The organism is Nocardia sp. NPDC020380 (genome assembly GCF_044386975.1).
GTDB lineage: Bacteria > Actinomycetota > Actinomycetes > Mycobacteriales > Mycobacteriaceae > Nocardia.
The window spans coordinates 69,128-86,789 of sequence record NZ_JBIRVQ010000009.1; the positions used below are offsets into that span (position 1 = coordinate 69,128).

The 17,662-nt window shown below is 68.4% G+C and carries 16 protein-coding genes; 12 read left to right on the top strand and 4 right to left on the bottom strand.

What is annotated here, in order from left to right:
- Window positions 1–4 precede the first annotated feature (4 nt).
- From ACH438_RS25215 to ACH438_RS25235, 5 genes are all read left to right on the top strand, one after another.
- A complete protein-coding gene (locus ACH438_RS25215) occupies window positions 5–2,065 on the top strand; it encodes a heavy metal translocating P-type ATPase (protein ID WP_397009297.1) in 2,061 nt (686 codons plus the stop codon).
- 143 nt (window positions 2,066–2,208) lie between these two features.
- Entirely contained in the window at window positions 2,209–2,430 is a 222-nt protein-coding gene (locus ACH438_RS25220) for a hypothetical protein (protein WP_397009299.1), read from the top strand.
- 88 nt (window positions 2,431–2,518) lie between these two features.
- Entirely contained in the window at window positions 2,519–3,754 is a 1,236-nt protein-coding gene (locus tag ACH438_RS25225) for an NADH-ubiquinone oxidoreductase-F iron-sulfur binding region domain-containing protein (protein ID WP_397009301.1), read from the top strand.
- Window positions 3,751–3,969 carry a ferredoxin gene (locus ACH438_RS25230; RefSeq protein ID WP_397009303.1) on the top strand — a complete coding sequence of 73 codons (219 nt, stop codon included), beginning with the start codon at window positions 3,751–3,753 and terminating at the stop codon, window positions 3,967–3,969. Before ACH438_RS25225 ends, ACH438_RS25230 begins: the two co-directional genes overlap by 4 nt.
- Before the next feature lie 42 nt (window positions 3,970–4,011).
- Entirely contained in the window at window positions 4,012–4,512 is a 501-nt protein-coding gene (locus tag ACH438_RS25235) for a hypothetical protein (protein WP_397009305.1), read from the top strand.
- A gap of 99 nt (window positions 4,513–4,611) precedes the next feature.
- Here ACH438_RS25235 and katG read toward each other — a convergent pair whose 3' ends face one another.
- Together katG and ACH438_RS25245 are read right to left on the bottom strand one after the other, a co-directional pair.
- Window positions 4,612–6,837, bottom strand: a complete 2,226-nt coding sequence (gene katG, locus ACH438_RS25240) for a catalase/peroxidase HPI (protein WP_397009307.1) — start codon at window positions 6,835–6,837, stop codon at window positions 4,612–4,614.
- The gene (locus tag ACH438_RS25245; RefSeq protein WP_397009309.1) at window positions 6,830–7,285 is read right to left on the bottom strand and encodes a Fur family transcriptional regulator; all 456 of its coding nucleotides are present in this window, start codon (window positions 7,283–7,285) and stop codon (window positions 6,830–6,832) included. Before ACH438_RS25245 ends, katG begins: the two co-directional genes overlap by 8 nt.
- 437 nt (window positions 7,286–7,722) lie before the next feature.
- Here ACH438_RS25245 and ACH438_RS25250 point away from each other — a divergent pair, with 437 nt between their 5' ends.
- From ACH438_RS25250 to ACH438_RS25280, 7 genes are all read left to right on the top strand, one after another.
- The gene (locus ACH438_RS25250) at window positions 7,723–9,174 is read left to right on the top strand and encodes a hypothetical protein (protein WP_397009311.1); all 1,452 of its coding nucleotides are present in this window, start codon (window positions 7,723–7,725) and stop codon (window positions 9,172–9,174) included.
- Between the two features lie 147 nt (window positions 9,175–9,321).
- A complete protein-coding gene (gene fadD11, locus ACH438_RS25255; RefSeq protein ID WP_397009313.1) occupies window positions 9,322–11,115 on the top strand; it encodes a fatty acid--CoA ligase FadD11 in 1,794 nt (597 codons plus the stop codon).
- 428 nt (window positions 11,116–11,543) lie between these two features.
- A complete protein-coding gene (locus ACH438_RS25260; RefSeq protein WP_397009315.1) occupies window positions 11,544–12,170 on the top strand; it encodes a hypothetical protein in 627 nt (208 codons plus the stop codon).
- 21 nt (window positions 12,171–12,191) lie between these two features.
- Window positions 12,192–12,680 carry a hypothetical protein gene (locus ACH438_RS25265; protein WP_397009317.1) on the top strand — a complete coding sequence of 163 codons (489 nt, stop codon included), beginning with the start codon at window positions 12,192–12,194 and terminating at the stop codon, window positions 12,678–12,680.
- A 216-nt stretch (window positions 12,681–12,896) separates the two neighbouring features.
- A complete protein-coding gene (locus ACH438_RS25270; protein ID WP_397009319.1) occupies window positions 12,897–14,345 on the top strand; it encodes an amidase in 1,449 nt (482 codons plus the stop codon).
- Window positions 14,346–14,410: 65 nt separating this feature from the next.
- Window positions 14,411–15,004, top strand: a complete 594-nt coding sequence (locus tag ACH438_RS25275; RefSeq protein ID WP_397009321.1) for a TetR/AcrR family transcriptional regulator — start codon at window positions 14,411–14,413, stop codon at window positions 15,002–15,004.
- Between the two features lie 22 nt (window positions 15,005–15,026).
- Window positions 15,027–15,680 carry an enoyl-CoA hydratase-related protein gene (locus ACH438_RS25280; RefSeq protein ID WP_397009323.1) on the top strand — a complete coding sequence of 218 codons (654 nt, stop codon included), beginning with the start codon at window positions 15,027–15,029 and terminating at the stop codon, window positions 15,678–15,680.
- A gap of 16 nt (window positions 15,681–15,696) precedes the next feature.
- Here ACH438_RS25280 and ACH438_RS25285 read toward each other — a convergent pair whose 3' ends face one another.
- Together ACH438_RS25285 and ACH438_RS25290 are read right to left on the bottom strand one after the other, a co-directional pair.
- Window positions 15,697–16,332, bottom strand: coding sequence for a response regulator (locus ACH438_RS25285; protein ID WP_397009325.1), 636 nt, complete (start codon window positions 16,330–16,332; stop codon window positions 15,697–15,699).
- Window positions 16,329–17,504 carry a sensor histidine kinase gene (locus tag ACH438_RS25290; RefSeq protein ID WP_397009973.1) on the bottom strand — a complete coding sequence of 392 codons (1,176 nt, stop codon included), beginning with the start codon at window positions 17,502–17,504 and terminating at the stop codon, window positions 16,329–16,331. Before ACH438_RS25290 ends, ACH438_RS25285 begins: the two co-directional genes overlap by 4 nt.
- Window positions 17,505–17,662 lie beyond the last annotated feature (158 nt).

Below are 17,662 nucleotides of genomic sequence, written 5' to 3' on the forward strand. Positions count from 1 at the left end.
AGGTATGACGAGAGCAGCGAACCCTCGGTTATCAAAAGACCGCACGGAAGACCGCCGCAATCCGGGCGCCGGCCACGGGCACGGCAACAGCCTGCTCTGGCCACGCGCCGAGATGATCTTCGCCATCGGCTCGGGCATCACCTATACGGCGGGGATGGCGACCAAATACCTGATCGACAGCCCGTCCTGGATACCGTCCATGCTGTTCCTCGCCACCTACGTGCTGGGCGGGTTCTTCACCGTCCGCACCGCGTACGAGACCGTGCGCCGCGGCCGGTTCGAGGTCGACTTCCTCATGCTGGTCGCTGCGGCCGGCGCGGCCGCCGTCGGCAAATGGGCCGAGGGCTCGGTGCTGCTGTTCCTGTTCAGCCTCGGGCACGCGCTCGAGGAGTACGCCATGAGCCGCGCCCAGCGCTCGATCGCCGCGCTCGCTGAACTCGCGCCGCGGACCGCGCTGGTACGGCGCGCACCCGATCAGGTCGAGGAGGTCGATGTCGACGCCCTCGAGATCGGGGATGTGATTGTGGTGCGGCCGAATTCGCGGCTGAGCGCGGACGGCATCGTGATCGCCGGAACCAGCGCGGTCGACGAATCCTCGGTCACGGGCGAGAGCATTCCCGTGGAGAAGCAGGCCGCGGAGGATCCGCAGGCGGCGCTGAAAGCGCGTGGACCGGTGCCGGAATCGCAGCGCGTGTTCGCCGGGACGCTGAACGGGTCGGGCGTGCTGGAGGTGATGGTGACCAGCCGGGCCTCGGACAGCATGCTGGCCCGGGTCATCGAGATGGTGCGGTCGGCGGATTCGCAGAAGTCGCCGACGCAGCGGTTCATCGACCGCTTCCAGATGTTCTATGTGCCCGCGGTGATTCTCGGCGTGCTCGCCGTGATCGGTTACGGCGTGCTCGCCTTGAGTGAGCCCTTCGCCGACAGCTTCTACCGGGCCATGGTGGTGCTCGTGGCCGCGAGCCCCTGCGCGCTGGCCATCGCGACACCCAGTGCCGTGCTCGCCGGTGTCGCGCGTGCCGCACAGGCCGGGGTGCTGGCCAAGGGCGGCGGGCCTCTGGAGTCGCTGGGCCGGGTGCGGTCGATCGCCTTCGACAAGACCGGAACCCTTACTTGGGGTCGTCCCCGGGTCACCGATATCGAGCCTGCGAGCGCCGAGCTGCAGGAGCAGTTGGTGACCACGCTGGTGGCGGTCGAATCCTTCAGTGATCATCCGCTGGCCGCCGCGATCACCCGTGATCTCGCACCGCAGGTCCCGGTGGGTGTGGAAGAGACTGCTACCGAGGTGAATTCGGTGACCGGGCGCGGTGTGACCGCGCTGGTCGACGGGCAGGCCACCGAGATCGGCAATCTGACCATGTTCGCCGAGCTCGACCCGGACGGGGTGCCTGCGGCGGTGCGTGCCACGGTCGATCGCCTGCATGCGGCGGGGCGCACCACGATGATCGTGCGCCGCGCCGGTGTGTATCTCGGCGTGGTCGGGGTGATGGATACGCCTCGCGCGGAAGCCAAGCCGGTCATCGAGCAGCTGCGGGCCATGGGCATCGCCGATATGGTCGTCATCTCCGGTGACAATCAGCGGGTCGCGGACTCGGTGGCGCAAGGCCTGGGCCTGGATGCCGCGCACGGCGGGCTGTTGCCCGAGGACAAGGTCACCAAGATGGCCGAGCTGCGCGAGCGCGGCGGCGCGGCCATGGTCGGGGACGGGGTGAACGATGCTCCGGCCATGGTGAATTCGTCGGTGGGCATCGCCATGGGGGCGAGCGGGTCCGCGGTGGCGCTGGAGACCGCGGATGTGGCGCTGATGACCGATGACATCGGCCGGCTGCCGTTCGCGGTGGCCTTGAGTCGGCGGACGGCGATGATCATCCGCCAGAACCTGACGGTGGCGCTGGTGATCGTGGCGGGTCTGGTGCCCGCGACCTTGATCGGGTTGCCGATCGGCCCGGCGGTGTTCATCCACGAGGGTTCGACGCTGCTGGTGGTGGCGAATGCGTTGCGGCTGTTGCGTTTCCGGCGCGGCGCCGAGCATGCCGGGATCGAGCACGAGGCCCGGCCGAACTGATCACGGCAAGCCCGCAGCATTCACGACGCTGGCACACAGTGTCCACCCAGTGAGTTCACAGAGTTGGCGCGCATTCTGAGGTCCGGTCGCTCGTCACGGGAGGGAAACGCCCTCCGGTGGCGAGCCGAAGGACAGGAACCCTCATGGCGTCATCGCATCCCAGCCTGCGCGCCGGCCGCACCGCGACGGCCGCACTGGCCGCCCTCGCCGTAGCGGGCACGCTCACCGCCAGCGCACTCGCCTACGCCTACACACCTGGCAGCGACTCCGGCGACGGCACGGTCAGCACCGCCCAGACCACCCGCCACCGGGAACTACGCGGACGTGGTGCGGCGCTCGGGCTTCGAACCGCACGCCGGGCGTGATCGCAGAACCTGCCCGGCCGCTCGGGGCCGGGCAGTACCCCTCTCGAACACAGGTCATCAATCAGCGGGTCGAGCGAAAGGTGTGGGAATGATCGGGCATGCACCTGCGGTGCTGGGCGTGGACAGTGGGATTCGGCTGCTGGCGGCGGATTCTCCACAGTTGAATGCGCACGTGGACTGCTACGGCCCGCTACCCGCTGTGACGCCGGCGCTGATCGACGCCGTCGCCGAAGCGGGCTTGCGCGGCCGCGGCGGGGCCGGGTTCCCGATGGCGCGCAAGCTGGCGGCGGTGGCCTCCGGACGCAAACCGATCATCGTCGCCAATGGCGCGGAAGGCGAACCGGAAAGCCGCAAGGATGCCGTATTACTCACGCGCGCACCGCATCTCGTGCTGGATGGGCTGTTCGCGGCAGCCGCGGCCGTGGGGAGCCGCAGCTGCCGCCTGTACGCACCGGCGGCCGTGCTCGAATCGGTCCGGCAGGCGCTGGCCGAGCGGTGCGCCGCGGGATTCGAGGAACCGGAGGTCGAGCTGACCGCCGCGGCCGAGACGTTTCTGGCGGGGGAGAAGACAGCCGTACTGAACCGCCTCGCCGGGCGCGCCGCCGTCCCGAGGGACCTGCTGTTCAGCACCTCGAAGTCGGGCCTGGAAGGCCGGCCGACACTGGTACAGAACGTGGAAACCCTGGCACACCTGGGTTTGATCGCCCGCTTCGGGCCACACTGGTTCCGCACCGCCGGGACACCCGAGGAACCGGGCACCATGCTCATCACCCTGACCGGCACCGCCCGCGAGGGCGTCTTCGAAGTACCCGCCGGGATCGCCTTACCCGAGGTGATCTGCGGCCTGGGCGGCACCGAACCCACCGGGCTGCGCGCAGTCCTGATCGGCGGCCGCCACGGCACCTGGGTCTCGAGCGGCGCACTCGCCCACACCACCCTCTCCGAAGCCGGTCTGCGCCATGTGCACGCCAGTCCCGGCGCGGGCGTGCTGCGGGTGCTGCCGCGTGGGCAGTGCGGGCTGTATCTCACCGCCGCCATCACCGGATACCTCGCCGAGCAGAGCACTCGCCAGTGCGGGCCGTGCCGCAACGGATTACCCCGCCTGGCCGCCGGTTTCGCCGATCTCGTGCACGGCGACGGCAATGCCGGGGAACTCGAGCACGTGGCCGGGCTGGTCGAGGGCCGCGGCGCCTGCCATCACCCCGACGGCACCGCGCGTCTCGTGCGTTCGGCGCTGACCGTGTTCGCCTCCGACATCCAGTTGCACCGCCGCGGTACCTGCGAAACAGCCATGCACGCCAAGCGAATCGGAGCCCTGCAATGACCACCACCGCGCGCCTGCACATCGATTGGACCCGCTGCGACGGCCGCGGCCTGTGCAGTGAACTGCTGCCCGAGCTGCTCACCCGCGACGACTGGGGTTACCCGCTGAGCAGTGATCACCGCGACCCGATCCTGGATACCGGCCAATTACCCGTGGCCCGTGATGCGGTCTCGCTGTGCCCGCGCCTGGCCCTGACCCTCGCGCCACCGAACTGACACCTGGCATGATCGGCGGGGAGCACTCAGGACGGGGAGGACATGCCGACCACGACATCCGAGCGAATCCGCCGGCTCCGCACACTCATCGACCATCCACGCACCGGCACGGCCGAACGTGCTGCCGCACAACGCATGCTGGACCGGATCCTGGCCCGCACCGCCACCGAAACCCGGGCGACGGGGGACCGCCGCTACGGTGAGCGCCACGACCGGCCCGGCCGGCATGCGGGACTCTCACGGATCGCGGACATGATCGGTGAGGACGTCGCGCTCGCCCGCCTCTTCACCCTGCCCGGCGAACCCGGAGAAGTGGAGCGGCGCAACATGATTCGCGACGCGCCCCCCGCGATCACCTACAGTGTCGAGTCGCCGTTCGACCTGAGCATCGTCATCACCGTCGACGCCGTACCCGAGGGGTGGGCCGGGACGGAGGATCTCGTCGCCGAGCTCACCACGCTCATGGACGCCTACAACCATGACGGCACCGACACCGGCAAACGTTTCTTCGGCACGGTCCGGATCCACACCGCAGGGGAGTAGCACCCCCCGGCCTTGGATACGCGAACGCCCCGCGAACCGGATCCGGTTCGCGGGGCGCCGCGGGTCATCCTCGGACAGTCACTGCCCGGTGAGAATGGCTCAGACCAGGTCGAACCGGTCCAGGTTGGCGACCTTCGTCCAGGCCTTCACGAAGTCCTGCACGAACTTGCCCTTGTTGTCGTCCTGGGCGTAGACCTCGGCGATGGCCCGCAGCTGCGAGTTGGAGCCGAAGACCAGGTCGACGCGGGTGCCAGTGCGCACGACCTTGCCGGTGGCGCGGTCGGTGCCCTCGTAGACGTTCTCGTCCGAGGTGGGCGCCCACTTGATGCCCATATCGAGCAGGTTGACGAAGAAATCAGGCGTCAACGAGCCCGGGGTCTCGGTGAACACGCCGTGCTGGGTGCCGCCGTGGTTGATGCCCAGCACGCGCAGGCCACCGATCAGGACGGTCAGTTCCGGCGCGGTCAGGGTGAGCAGGTTGGCCTTGTCGACGAGCGCGAACTCGGCGGGCAGGCGCTGGCCCTTGCCCACGTAGTTGCGGAAGCCGTCGGCGGCCGGCTCGAGCGCGGAGAAGGACTCCACGTCGGTCTGCTCCTGGGTGGCGTCGGTGCGGCCCGGGGTGAACGGCACCTCGACCTCGACACCGGCGTTCTTGGCGGCCTGCTCGACGGCGAAGCCACCGGCCAGCACGACCAGGTCGGCGAAGGAGATCTTCTTGCCGCCGGACTGCGCGGCATTGAAGGACTCCTGGATGCCTTCCAGCACCCGGATGACCTGCGCGAGCTCATCGGGCTGGTTGACCTCCCAGCCGGCCTGCGGCTGCAGGCGGATGCGGCCACCGTTGGCGCCACCGCGCTTGTCCGAACCGCGGTGCGAGGACGCGGCCGCCCACGCGGTCGAAACCAGCTGCGCGACAGACAGGTTCGAGTTGAGCAGGCGCTCCTTCAGGTCCGCGATCTCGGCGGCGCCGACCAGCTCGTGGTCGACGGCCGGGATCGGGTCCTGCCACAGCAGGGTCTCGGCCGGCACCTCGGGTCCGAGGTAGCGGACCTTGGGGCCCATATCGCGGTGGGTGAGCTTGTACCAGGCCTTGGCGAACTCGTCGGCCAGCTCTTCGGGGTGCTCGAGCCAGCGGCGGGTGATCTCCTCGTAGATGGGATCGATCCGCATCGACAGGTCGGTGGTCAGCATGGTCGGGCGGTGCTTCTTGCCCGCCTCGAACGCGTCCGGGATGACCTCGTCGGTGGTCTTGGCGATCCACTGGTTGGCGCCGGCGGGGGACTTGGACAGCTCCCACTCGTAGCCGTAGAGGGTCTCGAGGAAGGAGTTGTCCCACTGGGTCGGGGTCGGGGTCCAGGTGACCTCGAGACCGGAGGTGATCGCGTCCTTGCCGACACCGGTGCCGAAGGTGGAGTGCCAGCCCAGGCCCTGCTCCTCGAGGGGGGCGGCCTCGGGCTCGGGGCCCACGTGGTCGGCCGGGCCGGCGCCGTGGGTCTTGCCGAAGGTGTGGCCACCGACGATCAGCGCGGCGGTCTCCACATCGTTCATGGCCATGCGGCGGAACGTCTCCCGGATGTCGACCGCGGCCAGCAGCGGATCCGGGTTGCCGTTGGGGCCTTCGGGATTGACGTAGATCAGGCCCATCTGCACTGCGGCAAGGGGGTTCTCGAGGTCACGCTTGCCGGTGTAGCGGGCGTCGCCGCCGAGCCACTCGTGCTCGGGACCCCAGTACACGTCCTCCTCGGGCTCCCACTGATCGACGCGGCCGCCGCCGAAGCCGAAGGTCTGGAAACCCATGTCCTCGAGGGCGACGTTACCGGCGTAGACGATGAGGTCGGCCCAGGACAGCTTGTTGCCGTACTTGGCCTTGACCGGCCACAGCAGCCGGCGCGCCTTGTCCAGGCTGGCATTGTCGGGCCAGGAGTTCAGGGGAGCGAAGCGCTGCATGCCCGCGCCGGCTCCTCCGCGGCCGTCGTTGATGCGGTAGGTACCGGCGGCGTGCCAGGCCATGCGGATGAAGAAGGGGCCGTAGTGACCGAAGTCGGCGGGCCACCAGTCCTGCGAGTCGTGCATGACCTCGACGATGTCGGCCTTGACGGCGGCCAGATCGAGGGTCTTGAACGCGGCGGCGTAGTCGAAGTCGCCGCCGAAGGGGTTGATCTCGGCCGGGTTCTTCTGCAGCAGCTTCAGGTTGATCTGGTTGGGCCACCATTCGCGGTTGGCGTTGCCGCCCTCGACCGGGGGCTTGAGGCGACCGAATCCAGCGGGGCAACCGGCTTCGGGCTCGGTCTGGGCCTCTCCGATGGGCGGGTGTTCCTCAGGCACTGTGATTCCTTTCGGGAGTGGGGGATTGGGCTGTCGTGCAGTCGGGGCACAGGCCCCAATAGATGACCTCGGCCTCGTCATAGTTGAATCCGTGGGAATTCGACGCGGTCAGGCACGGTGCGTCGCCGACGGCGCAATCGACGTCGGCGATGGCGCCGCAGGTGCGGCACACGATGTGGTGATGGTTGTCGCCGACGCGGGTCTCGTAGCGGGCGACGGATCCCATGGGCTGAATTCGCCGCAGCAGACCGGCGGCGGTGAGCACCCGCAGTACGTCGTACACGGCCTGATGCGAGACCGTGCCGAGGGAGGTACGGACCTTGGCGAGGATGGTGTCCGTATCGGCGTGCGGGTTGTCATGGACCGTGCTGAGCACCGCGACTCGCGGTGCCGTCACACGCAGAGCGGCCTCGCGCAGCTTCCGCTCGAAGTCCGTACTGGTGGACATGTTCCGAAGTATGACTGATTCCAGTCTTGGGGGTAGTCGTTTCAATGAACGGGGTCGGGGCGGCGGGGAAGGATCTGGCTTGGAGGAAGCCACGATCTTGATTGCCGCTAGTTGACATAATGTAGATTATCGGCGCATTTACGGCCTCGGTAGGAAGATCAAAAACTGCTGTGCCACAAACGTATTCACGTATCCGCCGCGCCGCCGGTTCGATGCCCCGCCGGCCTCGGGGCGCCGACCCGCCCCAGTGTCGTCGCCGTGCGGCAATGACGTGAACCCCTACCGGAATATATTTTCCGTGCACCCCACCTGGTGAACCGGAAAATTTCCGAACGGGAGCATTCGGGCCGATCGGGGCTCCCGGTACTTTCCCCGACACTCCCCTGACTCTCCGCATACCCGCCGTCAATACGTCACAGTGACGGAATAATGCAAGGGTGGGAAGCGTCATCGGCGAATCAGGTGAACGCTACGAGGTCGACGAAACACCGTTTCGGGACATTGACGGACGGTCGGTGACCTACCGGTGCTGGGACAGCCGAGGACGCGAACGGGTATACCGCCGCTACACCGAACCCGTCGGGCACGGACGATGGATCCGCGGCACCACCGTGCACGGGCACGCCGCGGTGTGGGCCGAGGAATTGAACGGGCCCGTCGCCGAATCGGCGATCGGCTGGCCCATCGACGTGGTGGCACTGGGCAATTCGGTGGCCGGCGTGATCGCACCGGTGGTACCCGCGGGATTCCGGCTGCGCGACGGGCGATTCCGGACCCTCGAGGATCTGTGTGTGCCCGCACGCAATCCGCCGGACGCGGCGCGGCGGGTCGGGGTGCTCCTCCGGGTGTGTGATCTGTTCGTGCTGCTCGAGGCCGCGCAGTTCGGGCACGGACACGTCGAGCTCGACGAGATCGCCTGGCGTGACGAACCATTGGACGCCTATCTGCTGCGCGCGGATCGGCTGCGACCTTACGGCGCGGGCTGTGACGGGGACGGGGATCGGCTCACCCTGGCGGTGCTGATCTATCAGGGACTGTTCCTCGGGCCCGCGAACCGGCAGAGCGTGTACGAGGCGTGGCAGGTGCCCGGCGGGCTGCCGGCGGGGCTGGATATGCGGTTGCGGGTGCTCTTCGATCGGGCGTTCACCGGTGAGAGCCGGCCCGGGCCGGTGGAATGGCGTGACGGGCTGGCTGCGGTGTATCTCACGCCGGACGGGAGTTCGTTTCTGGCACAACCACTCGGCGTGCTCGACGAGTTCGGTGAATACTTCCGCGGCACGGTCATCGGGCAGGTGGCGGCGGTGCCGCCTTATCTCACGCCGCAACCGCGGCCCAGGCGGCGGCGCGGATGGCCGATGGGGCGGATCGCGGCGGTGGCGGCGGGGATCATGCTTTTGCCGGCCGTGGCGATCGGGCTCGGCATGGGTGCGGCGGTGGTGGCCAAGCGAACCAGCCATCAACCCTCGGCCGGTGATCTGGGCGCGACGACCTCGGTGCGGTTGAACACCGCGGCCGCCACGGTCGTGACATCCACGGTGGTGATCACGTCGGCTCCGGTGGTGACGACCTCGGCGGTCGCGGCTGCTCCCCCGGCGCAGGATCGCTACGCGGCGGTGGTGCTGGCCTACTTCGATGCGATCAACCGCCACGATTACGACGCGGCCTGGAGTCTGGGTGGCAGTGTCATCGAGGGCGGTAATCGCGCGCATTTCCCGCACGAGTTCGACAGCCTGTCCCGGGACGCGGTGACCGTGTATCCGACCGGTGGGCCGACGGTGTACGCACATCTGGATGCCTATCAACTCGACGGCAGCGTGCAGCATTACGACGGGTACTACGTCGTGCAGGGGTCATCGATCGTGCAGTGGAACATCCACCCGTCCAGCTGACCCGCTCCCCTGCCATGTCGACCCCCCCATTGATACGTCACAGTGACGTATATCGGTGTGCATGCAGGTCTGCGCAAAAAGCCGCGCACTAGACACCCCGAGCCTTACTGTCTGGGAAAGCGAGCGGTGAGTGGATCGAGATCTGTGATGAGCGAACAGAATACGTCCTGTGCGGCCTTCCAGCGGGTGGCGGCCATCGACCCCGGCGCCGTCGCGGTGCGATCGATCGGCGGGACCCGGCAACTGACCTGGAGCCAGTACGCGGCCCAGGTCCGCGACGTGGCCGCCGGACTGGCCGCCCTCGGCATCGGACGCGGCGACACCGTCGCTTCCATGATGGCCAACCGGGTCGAGTTCTACCCCCTCGAAGTCGGCGCCCAGCACACCGGCGCCACCTCCTTCACCGTCTACAACACCCTCTCCCCCGAACAACTGCACTACGTGTTCACCAATGCCGGCAACCGGGTGGTGATCTGCGAAGCCCAATACGTGGACCGCATCCGCGCCTCCGGCGTGCCGATGGAAACCATTGTGTGCGTGGACAATCCGGTACCCGGCACGCTGTCGGTGGCGCAACTGGTCTCACTCGGGCGCTCGGACTTCGACTTCGACGCCACCTGGCAGGCCATCACCCCCGACGACATCGTCACCCTCTGCTACACCTCCGGCACCACCGGCAACCCCAAAGGCGTCGAAATCAGCCACGCCAACCTGGGATTCGAATGCCGCACCTACGCCTCGGTCATGCCGGTCGAATTCGGGGACCGCAATATCTCGTATCTGCCCACCGCGCACATGGCCGACCGGGTCATGAACCTGTACCTGCAGGTCTACTACGGCACCCAGATCACCGTGGTACCCGACCGCGCCGACCTGCCCGCGGCACTGGCCGACGTGCACCCCACCATCTGGGGTGCGGTCCCGCGCGTATGGGAGAAACTCAAAGCGGCCGTGGAATTCTCCGTCGCCACCGAAACCGACCCGGCCCGCAAGGCCGCACTGACGTGGGCGCTCGAAGCCGCCGGACGCAAGGCCGCCGCACAACTGGCCGGCGTCCCACTCGATGACACCCAAGCCGCGGAATGGGCGCGCGCCGACGAACTGGTGCTGTCGAAGCTGCGCGCCAAACTCGGCCTGGACCAACTCAAATGGGCGCTGTCGGGCGCCGCGCCCATCCCGCCGGAAACCCTCGGATTCTTCTTCGGCCTCGGCATCCCCATCTCCGAAGTCTGGGGCATGTCCGAACTGACCTGCGTGGCCAGCGTCAGCCCGCCCGCCGAAGCGCGACTGGGCACGGTTGGCAAACTGCTACCCGGGCTGGAAGCCAAGATCGCCGACGATGGCGAATACCTGGTGCGCGGGCCACTGGTCATGCGCGAATACCGCCAGGAGCCCGGCAAGACCGGCGAAGCGCTCGACGACGACGGCTGGCTCTACACCGGCGACATCATCACCGAGGACGCCGACGGGTACCTGCGGGTGATCGACCGGAAGAAGGAACTCATCATCAACTCCGGCGGCAAGAACATGTCCCCGGCCAATATCGAGAACACCATCAAGGCCGCCACGCCGCTCATCGGCGCGCTCGCCACCATCGGTGACCGCCGCCCGTACAACACCGCCCTGATCGTCATCGACGCCGAATCGGCCGCGCCCTATGCCGTCGCGCACGGCCTCGGTGACGATTCGGTCGCCGGGCTGGCCGCGCACCCCGAACTGATCGCCGAGATCGCGCGCGGCGTCGCGGTCGGGAACGCGAAACTCTCGCGCGTGGAACAGATCAAACGGTTCACCATCCTGCCCGCCTTCTGGGAGCCCGGCGGGGACGAGATCACGCTGACGATGAAACTGCGGCGCAAACCCATCGCGGAGAAGTACGCGAAGGAGATCGACCGCATGTACAGCGCCGAGGTCGAGGACGGCGTGCACGAACCCGCCTGACCCACTCGGGCCGATCGCGAGACACCTGCTCGCACAATCGCATTCCCCTGCCTGTTCGCGGTCCCGGAAAAGTCCGGTGATCGGTCGATACCGCGTGCGTATAACTGGTTATCAGCACAGGCGCTGCGGTGCGGCGCGCAGGTGAAAGCGAGACCTGATGACCGAGGAATACTCCGCCGTCCCCGCGGACGGCCACGACCCTGCTCTCGAACGCCAGGCCGCTGATGCCGAGCTGTTCAAACTGCTGCACACGCACGGCTTCACGGGCCCGGAATGGGAATGGTTCCAAACCCAAGTCGCCCGCTATGCCGTCGGAGTACTGCACGCCTGGCTGAGTACCGGGCACATCACCGCGCAACTGCGCGCCCACCGAGTTACGCCGCTTCGCCCTCGACGACGAATTCCGGCACGGCGCGGTCGACACCATCGTGGCGGTCGCGCTGCACACCTTCCGGTCGCGCAGCCTCGACGACCGGGGCTGGCGTCCCGACGGGCAAGCCACGCTCCGCACCTACCTGATCACCGAGTGCCTGTACGCCCTCTACGACGAGATCCGCACGCAGCGTCGCAGCGAGGAACGCTACATCCGCGCGGTGGAAGCCGTGGCCCGCAACGAATCCGCGCGACCCGACGCGGACGGCTACACCCACCCCGACCCGGTCCACTATCTCAGCGGCCACGACATGCTGCGCCACGAGCTGCGCAAGCTCGAGCCCCGCGATCGCTACATCGTGTGGGGCAGGGCCGCCCGCAAGACCTTCGCCTACCGCACGCCAGGCCGCGACGACGCCCGCGAATGGCAGCTGAGCTGGCTGCCCGGCCGCGCCCTGACCCGCAACCAAGCCCTGCACGGCATGGTGCTCGACCGCATTCTCGGCGATCCCGAGCTGGTCGAAGACGCCGAAGCCCTCGACGTGGCCGCCGGGGCTGCCGCATGCCTCGACCTGACCGTCGCCGAAGCCGTGGTCGCCATGACCGAACGGTATCTGCAGGGACGTGGACGACTGACTCACCGCGAGCTCGCCGACTGCCGCGGTGCGGGCATCGAACGATGAGTGAAGACAGGGGGAAACATCATGTCCGAGAACGCTTTCCGGTCGGGTGAACCGGTCGCCACCACACTCTCACCGGCCGTCGCGGACCCCGTCGGCCTCCCGGCACCACCGTGTGTCGTCGTGCAGCGGGTCGTCGTACAGCCGGACCTCGCGATGCTCGACACCGCCCCGACCGCGAACGAGCCCTGCCGCCGGACCGGAAGCTGCTCCGGCACAGGCGATGCATCCTGCCCCTCGCTGCCTTCCGGCGAACCTGCGCGCACGGGCCGTTCGAGCGAGCACTCCTGGACCTGGCAGACCATCGTGCTGGTCGCGGGATTGGTGGCCATGAGTTTCGGGTTCACGTTCGGGCTGGTCGATTGCCACGGCACCGCACCCCTGGCCGCCGCCGCGGCGACATTGCTACTCGTGTCGGGCATCATCACCTGCGTGGTGCCCGGACGGCCCAGCGGCACCATGCGCCGCCTCGTGCGGGCGCTGCTCACCCTGCTGGATGCCCGCAACGGGTAGTGCGATTTTCGGGGGAATCGTTGAGACATCTATCCCGTTGTGCGCCGCCGCATTTGATGCCCTGCCTGCCGTGAGCCGACCCGCCGAAGACGCTCTGACCTGGGGCGGAGCCGTTCTCGAGGGCACTACGAGTGGGCGACTTCGCCGATGCGGGCGGTCCGCGTTGTATGAACTGGCATTTTATGCCCCCTGCGGCATGCCAATAGCGTCGTTTTCATGGATTGGAACTTTCGCTCGGCCGAAGAACTTACGGTCGCTTTGCATGCTGGTGACGTGACGTCGGTGGAGCTGACCGAGGAGGCGATCGATCGAATCGAGCGCGAGGACAAGGCAATCAATGCGATCTGTGTCCGCGACTTCGACCGGGCACGCGAGACCGCACGCGAGGCGGATCAGGCGCGCGCCCGCGGTGAGAACCGGCCGCTGCTCGGGATTCCGATGACGGTCAAGGAGTCCTACAACATGGCCGGGCTACCCACCACCTGGGGCATGCCCGCACACCGCGACTACGTGCCCACCGAGGACGCGGTGCAGGTCTCGCGGATCAAGGCCGCCGGCGCGGTGGTGCTCGGCAAGACCAATGTGCCGCTGGGACTGCAGGACATCCAGAGCTTCAACGACATCTACGGCACCACCAACAACCCGTGGAACCACGCCCGCACCTCCGGTGGCTCCTCCGGCGGGTCCGCCGCGGCGCTGGCAGCCGGATTCGGTGCCCTGTCCCTGGGCTCCGACATCGCGGGCTCGTTGCGCACTCCCGCGCATTTCTGCGGCGTCTACGCCCACAAGCCGACGCTCGGGCTGGCCGCGCCACGCGGCATGGTCCCGCCGCCCGGACCGGCGCTGCCGATCGATCTCGATCTCGCCGTCGTCGGCCCGATGGCGCGCACCGCACGCGACCTCACGCTGCTGCTGAACGTGATGGCCGGACCGGATCCGCTGACGCACGGCATCGCCTACGACCTGAAACTGCCTGCCGCACGCCACGATCGGCTCTCCGAGTTCCGCGTGCTCGTCCTCGAGGACCATCCGCTCATCCCGAGCTCGGCGGCGGTGCGCGCCGCAGTGAACCGGGTGGCCGATGCGCTCCTCGACGGCGGCGCTAACGTCGCCCGGCACAGTGCGCTGCTGCCGGATCTGGCCGAGGCCGGCACGCTCTACACGCAGTTGCTGATCTCGAACTCCGTGGCACGGTTTCCCATCGACTCCTACGAAATGCTGCAGATCCGCGCCGCCGCCCTGAGCCCGGAGGATCGCAGTCTCGACGCCGCGCGACTGCGTGCCATGGTCTTCACCCACCGTGACTGGCTCGAGGCGAACAACCTGCGCGAACGGCACCGCCACGGCTGGCGGCAACTGTTCACCGAATTCGACGCCGTCGTCTGCCCGATCACGCCGACCCCCGCCTTCCCGCACGACCACCATCCCGATCCACTCACCCGCCGCATCGACGTCGACGGTGTCACCTACCCGTATTTCGATCAGCTGGTGTGGGCCGGTGCGGCGACCATGCCGGGCCTGCCCGCCACCGCCATCCCCACCGGCCCGTCGCCCGAAGGCCTGCCGGTGGGTGTGCAGCTCATCGGCCCGATGTTCGAGGACCGCACCCCGCTGCGGCTGGCCGAACTGCTCGAAGAACAGCTGGGCGGCTTCCGCGCACCGTAGGAGAGACCGGGGTGGTGTGACGAACCACCCCCATAACAGAGCAGTTGCTCTGTTATGGTGAATCCATGCCGAGGCCACGCCAGTACGATCCCGAAACGGTGCTCGACGCCGCGGAATCACTGGCCGTGGCCGGCGGTCCGGCCGCGGTGACCATTCGTGCGGTCGCCGCGGCCACCGGCATGTCCAACGGCGCGATCTACCACACCTTCCCCTCGCGCGCGGAACTGCTGGCGCGCACCTGGATTCGTGCCGCACAACGGTTCCTCGCGGTCCAGGATGAACTGGCCGGTGCACACACCGGCGTGGACGCCGTCATCGCCGCGGCCGACGCACCCGTCGAATTCGCCCGGCGCTACCCGCAATCCACGCGGATGTTCTTCGCCGTGCACAGTAGCGACCTCACCGCCACCGACCTACCGGACCCGGTGCGCGCCGAAGTCGAAGCGCCGCAACGCGCACTGGTGGGCCTGATGAAACGGCTCGCCCTCGACCTGTGGGGGCGACGCGACGCCGCCGCCGTCGACACCCTCACCATCTGCCTGGTCGATCTGCCGACCGCGATCCTGCTCGACCGCGACCGGCTCGCCGATCCCACCGCCCGCGAACAACTGCGTGCCGCCGTGCGCGCCGTGCTCACGGTCGGACCCGCACCGAAATAACCTCTCTCCGAAGGAAACCGTCATGCCCTCGCTCAGCTACCTCGACAAGATCGCCGTCCTCGACCTCGGTGACGGCGAGAACCGGTTCAGCCCCGAGTTTCTCGACCAGGTCGGCGCGCACCTGGACACCGTCCTCGCCGACGGCGTGCAGGCACTGATCACCACCGCGAGCGGCAAGTTCTACTCCAACGGCCTGGACCTGGACTGGCTGGGCGCCAATTCCGAACGCTTCGGATGGTATGTCGGACAGGTGCAGGCACTGTTCGCGCGCGTGCTGACCCTGCCCGTGCCGACCGCGGCCGCGCTGCCAGGGCACGCCTTCGGCGCCGGCGCCATGCTCGCCATCGCACACGACTTCCGGGTCATGCGCGAGGACCGCGGCTACTTCTGTTTCCCCGAGGTCGACATCCACATCCCCTTCAGCGCGGGCATGGCCGCACTGATCCAGGCCAAGCTCAGCCCGAAGTCGGCGGTCGCGTCCATGACCACCGGGCGGCGCTTCGGCGGGCCCGACGCCCTCGCCCACGACATCGTCGACGCGGTCGCACCCGCCGACGCGGTCACCGAGGCCGCCGCCGCACTGCTCACCCCGCTGGGCGCCAAGGATGCCGCCACCCTCGGCGCGATCAAGAACACCATGTTCGGGGCGGCCGTCACCGCTCTGGCCACGGTCTGACGCCGGGCTCGGTAGGTCACTGCGCTAAGCCGACCGCGTACACCGCGAGCCGGACGCGATTGTCACAGCCGGTCTTGTCCATCAGCGTGGCGATGTGCTTCTTGACCGTCGTCACGCCCAGGTGCAGGCGGTCGGCGATCTCCTGATTACCCCAGCCCTCGGCCACCAGCGCCAGCACCTCACGCTCACGGGCGGTGAGATCGATTGCAGCAGTAGCGTTCTGCCGCACCGGGGCGGTGACGGCGCGATCGACCAGGCGGCGCAGCAGAGCCGGGGAGAACAGCAACTGCCCGTCCATGGTGCGCCCGATGGCGTCGAGCAGATCGGCGGGTTCGGTGTCCTTCACCAGATACCCGCACGCACCGGCGGCCAGTGCGGGGAACAGGTGCTCGTCGTCGTCGAAGGTGGTCAGTACCAGCACCTTCGACGACGGGTGCGCCGCCGTGAGCTGCCGGGTCGCCTCCACACCGTCCATCCCGGGCATGCGCAGATCCATCAGGATCAGATCCGGGCCCAACTCCGCGGCCGCACGCACCGCCGCCACACCATCGGCAGCCTCCCCCACCACCTCCAGGCCCGGCGCGGATTCGATCAGCATGCGCAACCCCGCCCGCACCAGACGCTGATCATCGACCAGCAACACCCGGGTCATCGCGCCACCACCGGCAGCCACGCCTGCAACCGCCAGCCCTGCGGGAGTGGCAGGACTTCGACTGTGCCGCTGGCGAGTTCGGCCCGCTCACGCATACCGATGATGCCCTGACCAGCGAACAACCCCTGCCCGGCTGAATGGGTGGCATGCGCGGGATGGGTGGTCGCGGCGGGTGGGTCGGTGCGGCCGTTGCGTACCTCGAGATCGAGCCCGGACGCGGTGCCGGCCACGGTGATCCGCACCGGTTCGCCGCGGTCGGCATGCTTCATCGCGTTGGTGAGCGACTCCTGCACCAGCCGCAACAAGGTCAGGCGCCCGATCGCATCCAGCCCGGTCGGGATCTCCCCGATACTCGCCTCCACCGTGAACCCGGCCTGGCGCACCCGGGCCACCGCCGCCTCGATTTCTTCACGCACCGAACCGGTATCGAGCAAGGCCACCTCACCCAAGGTCGGATCACGCAGTGCGGCAAGCAGCCGACGGATATCGGCGAGCGCGCCCGCCGCCGTGGCGGCCACATCGTCGAGAACCTCACGCACGCGCGGGTCCGGATCGGCCAGCACCGTGCGAGCCACCTTGACCCGCAACACGATCGAAGCCATATGGTGGGCGACCATATCGTGCAGCTCGCGCGCCAGCGCGGTGCGTTCCTCTGCGCGCGTACGGTTCTCGGCATCGGCGGCGCGCAGGCGCAGACTCTCCGTCAGCTCGCGCTGCCCGCGCAGATACAGCCCCAGCACCAGCGGCAAACCCACATACGCGACCGCCTGCACCACCGTGGCGCCGCGCCACATGCTCGGCTCGTGCCCGCCCCACTGCCCGGCCGCCACCGCCACCGCCCACGCCGCCGTCGCGAGCACCGTGGCCCGGCGATCCCCGCGCGTCACCACCACGACCAGCGCCGCCGCCCCCACATACGGGACCAGACCCGAGGGACCCCACGCCGGAATCACGAACATCGGCAAGGCCAGCGCCGAGATCGCCAGCGACACCGGCAGCGGCCACCGATCACACAACGCGAACAACGCGCACGCGGCGAGGGCAAGCACCCAGTAAACGACCGGGACCCGGTACTTGCCGGGAAAGGTGCTCGCCGTCAGCAGGACGGGCGTCAGCAGCAGCGGCAGAAAGCGCCCGGCCCGCCACAGCTCTCGCGGCGTACGGAGGTCCATCACGAATCCACCGTAGAGAACCCGAGACTCGCGTGCCGCAGACGGGTCGCGATAGCAGATCGTTAGCTCACCCACAAGATGCCCGAGGCCGCGAATCCGGGGTTCGAATGCGGCCGCACGGAGGAGCCGCGCGCATGCGTGTTCGCGAAGGCTGGTCC

Bases quoted from the DNA above. Each gene is read 5' to 3' on its own strand.
- ACH438_RS25285 (WP_397009325.1), bottom strand. From the start codon at position 16,332: ATGACCCGGGTGTTGCTGGTCGATGATCAGCGTCTGGTGCGGGCGGGG.
- ACH438_RS25280 (WP_397009323.1), top strand. From the start codon at position 15,027: ATGCCCTCGCTCAGCTACCTCGACAAGATCGCCGTCCTCGACCTCGGT.
- ACH438_RS25275 (WP_397009321.1), top strand. From the start codon at position 14,411: ATGCCGAGGCCACGCCAGTACGATCCCGAAACGGTGCTCGACGCCGCG.
- ACH438_RS25215 (WP_397009297.1), top strand. From the start codon at position 5: ATGACGAGAGCAGCGAACCCTCGGTTATCAAAAGACCGCACGGAAGAC.
- ACH438_RS25290 (WP_397009973.1), bottom strand. From the start codon at position 17,504: ATGGACCTCCGTACGCCGCGAGAGCTGTGGCGGGCCGGGCGCTTTCTG.
- fadD11 (WP_397009313.1), top strand. From the start codon at position 9,322: ATGAGCGAACAGAATACGTCCTGTGCGGCCTTCCAGCGGGTGGCGGCC.
- ACH438_RS25220 (WP_397009299.1), top strand. From the start codon at position 2,209: ATGGCGTCATCGCATCCCAGCCTGCGCGCCGGCCGCACCGCGACGGCC.
- ACH438_RS25265 (WP_397009317.1), top strand. From the start codon at position 12,192: ATGTCCGAGAACGCTTTCCGGTCGGGTGAACCGGTCGCCACCACACTC.
- ACH438_RS25235 (WP_397009305.1), top strand. From the start codon at position 4,012: ATGCCGACCACGACATCCGAGCGAATCCGCCGGCTCCGCACACTCATC.
- ACH438_RS25245 (WP_397009309.1), bottom strand. From the start codon at position 7,285: ATGTCCACCAGTACGGACTTCGAGCGGAAGCTGCGCGAGGCCGCTCTG.
- ACH438_RS25230 (WP_397009303.1), top strand. From the start codon at position 3,751: ATGACCACCACCGCGCGCCTGCACATCGATTGGACCCGCTGCGACGGC.
- ACH438_RS25270 (WP_397009319.1), top strand. From the start codon at position 12,897: ATGGATTGGAACTTTCGCTCGGCCGAAGAACTTACGGTCGCTTTGCAT.
- ACH438_RS25225 (WP_397009301.1), top strand. From the start codon at position 2,519: ATGATCGGGCATGCACCTGCGGTGCTGGGCGTGGACAGTGGGATTCGG.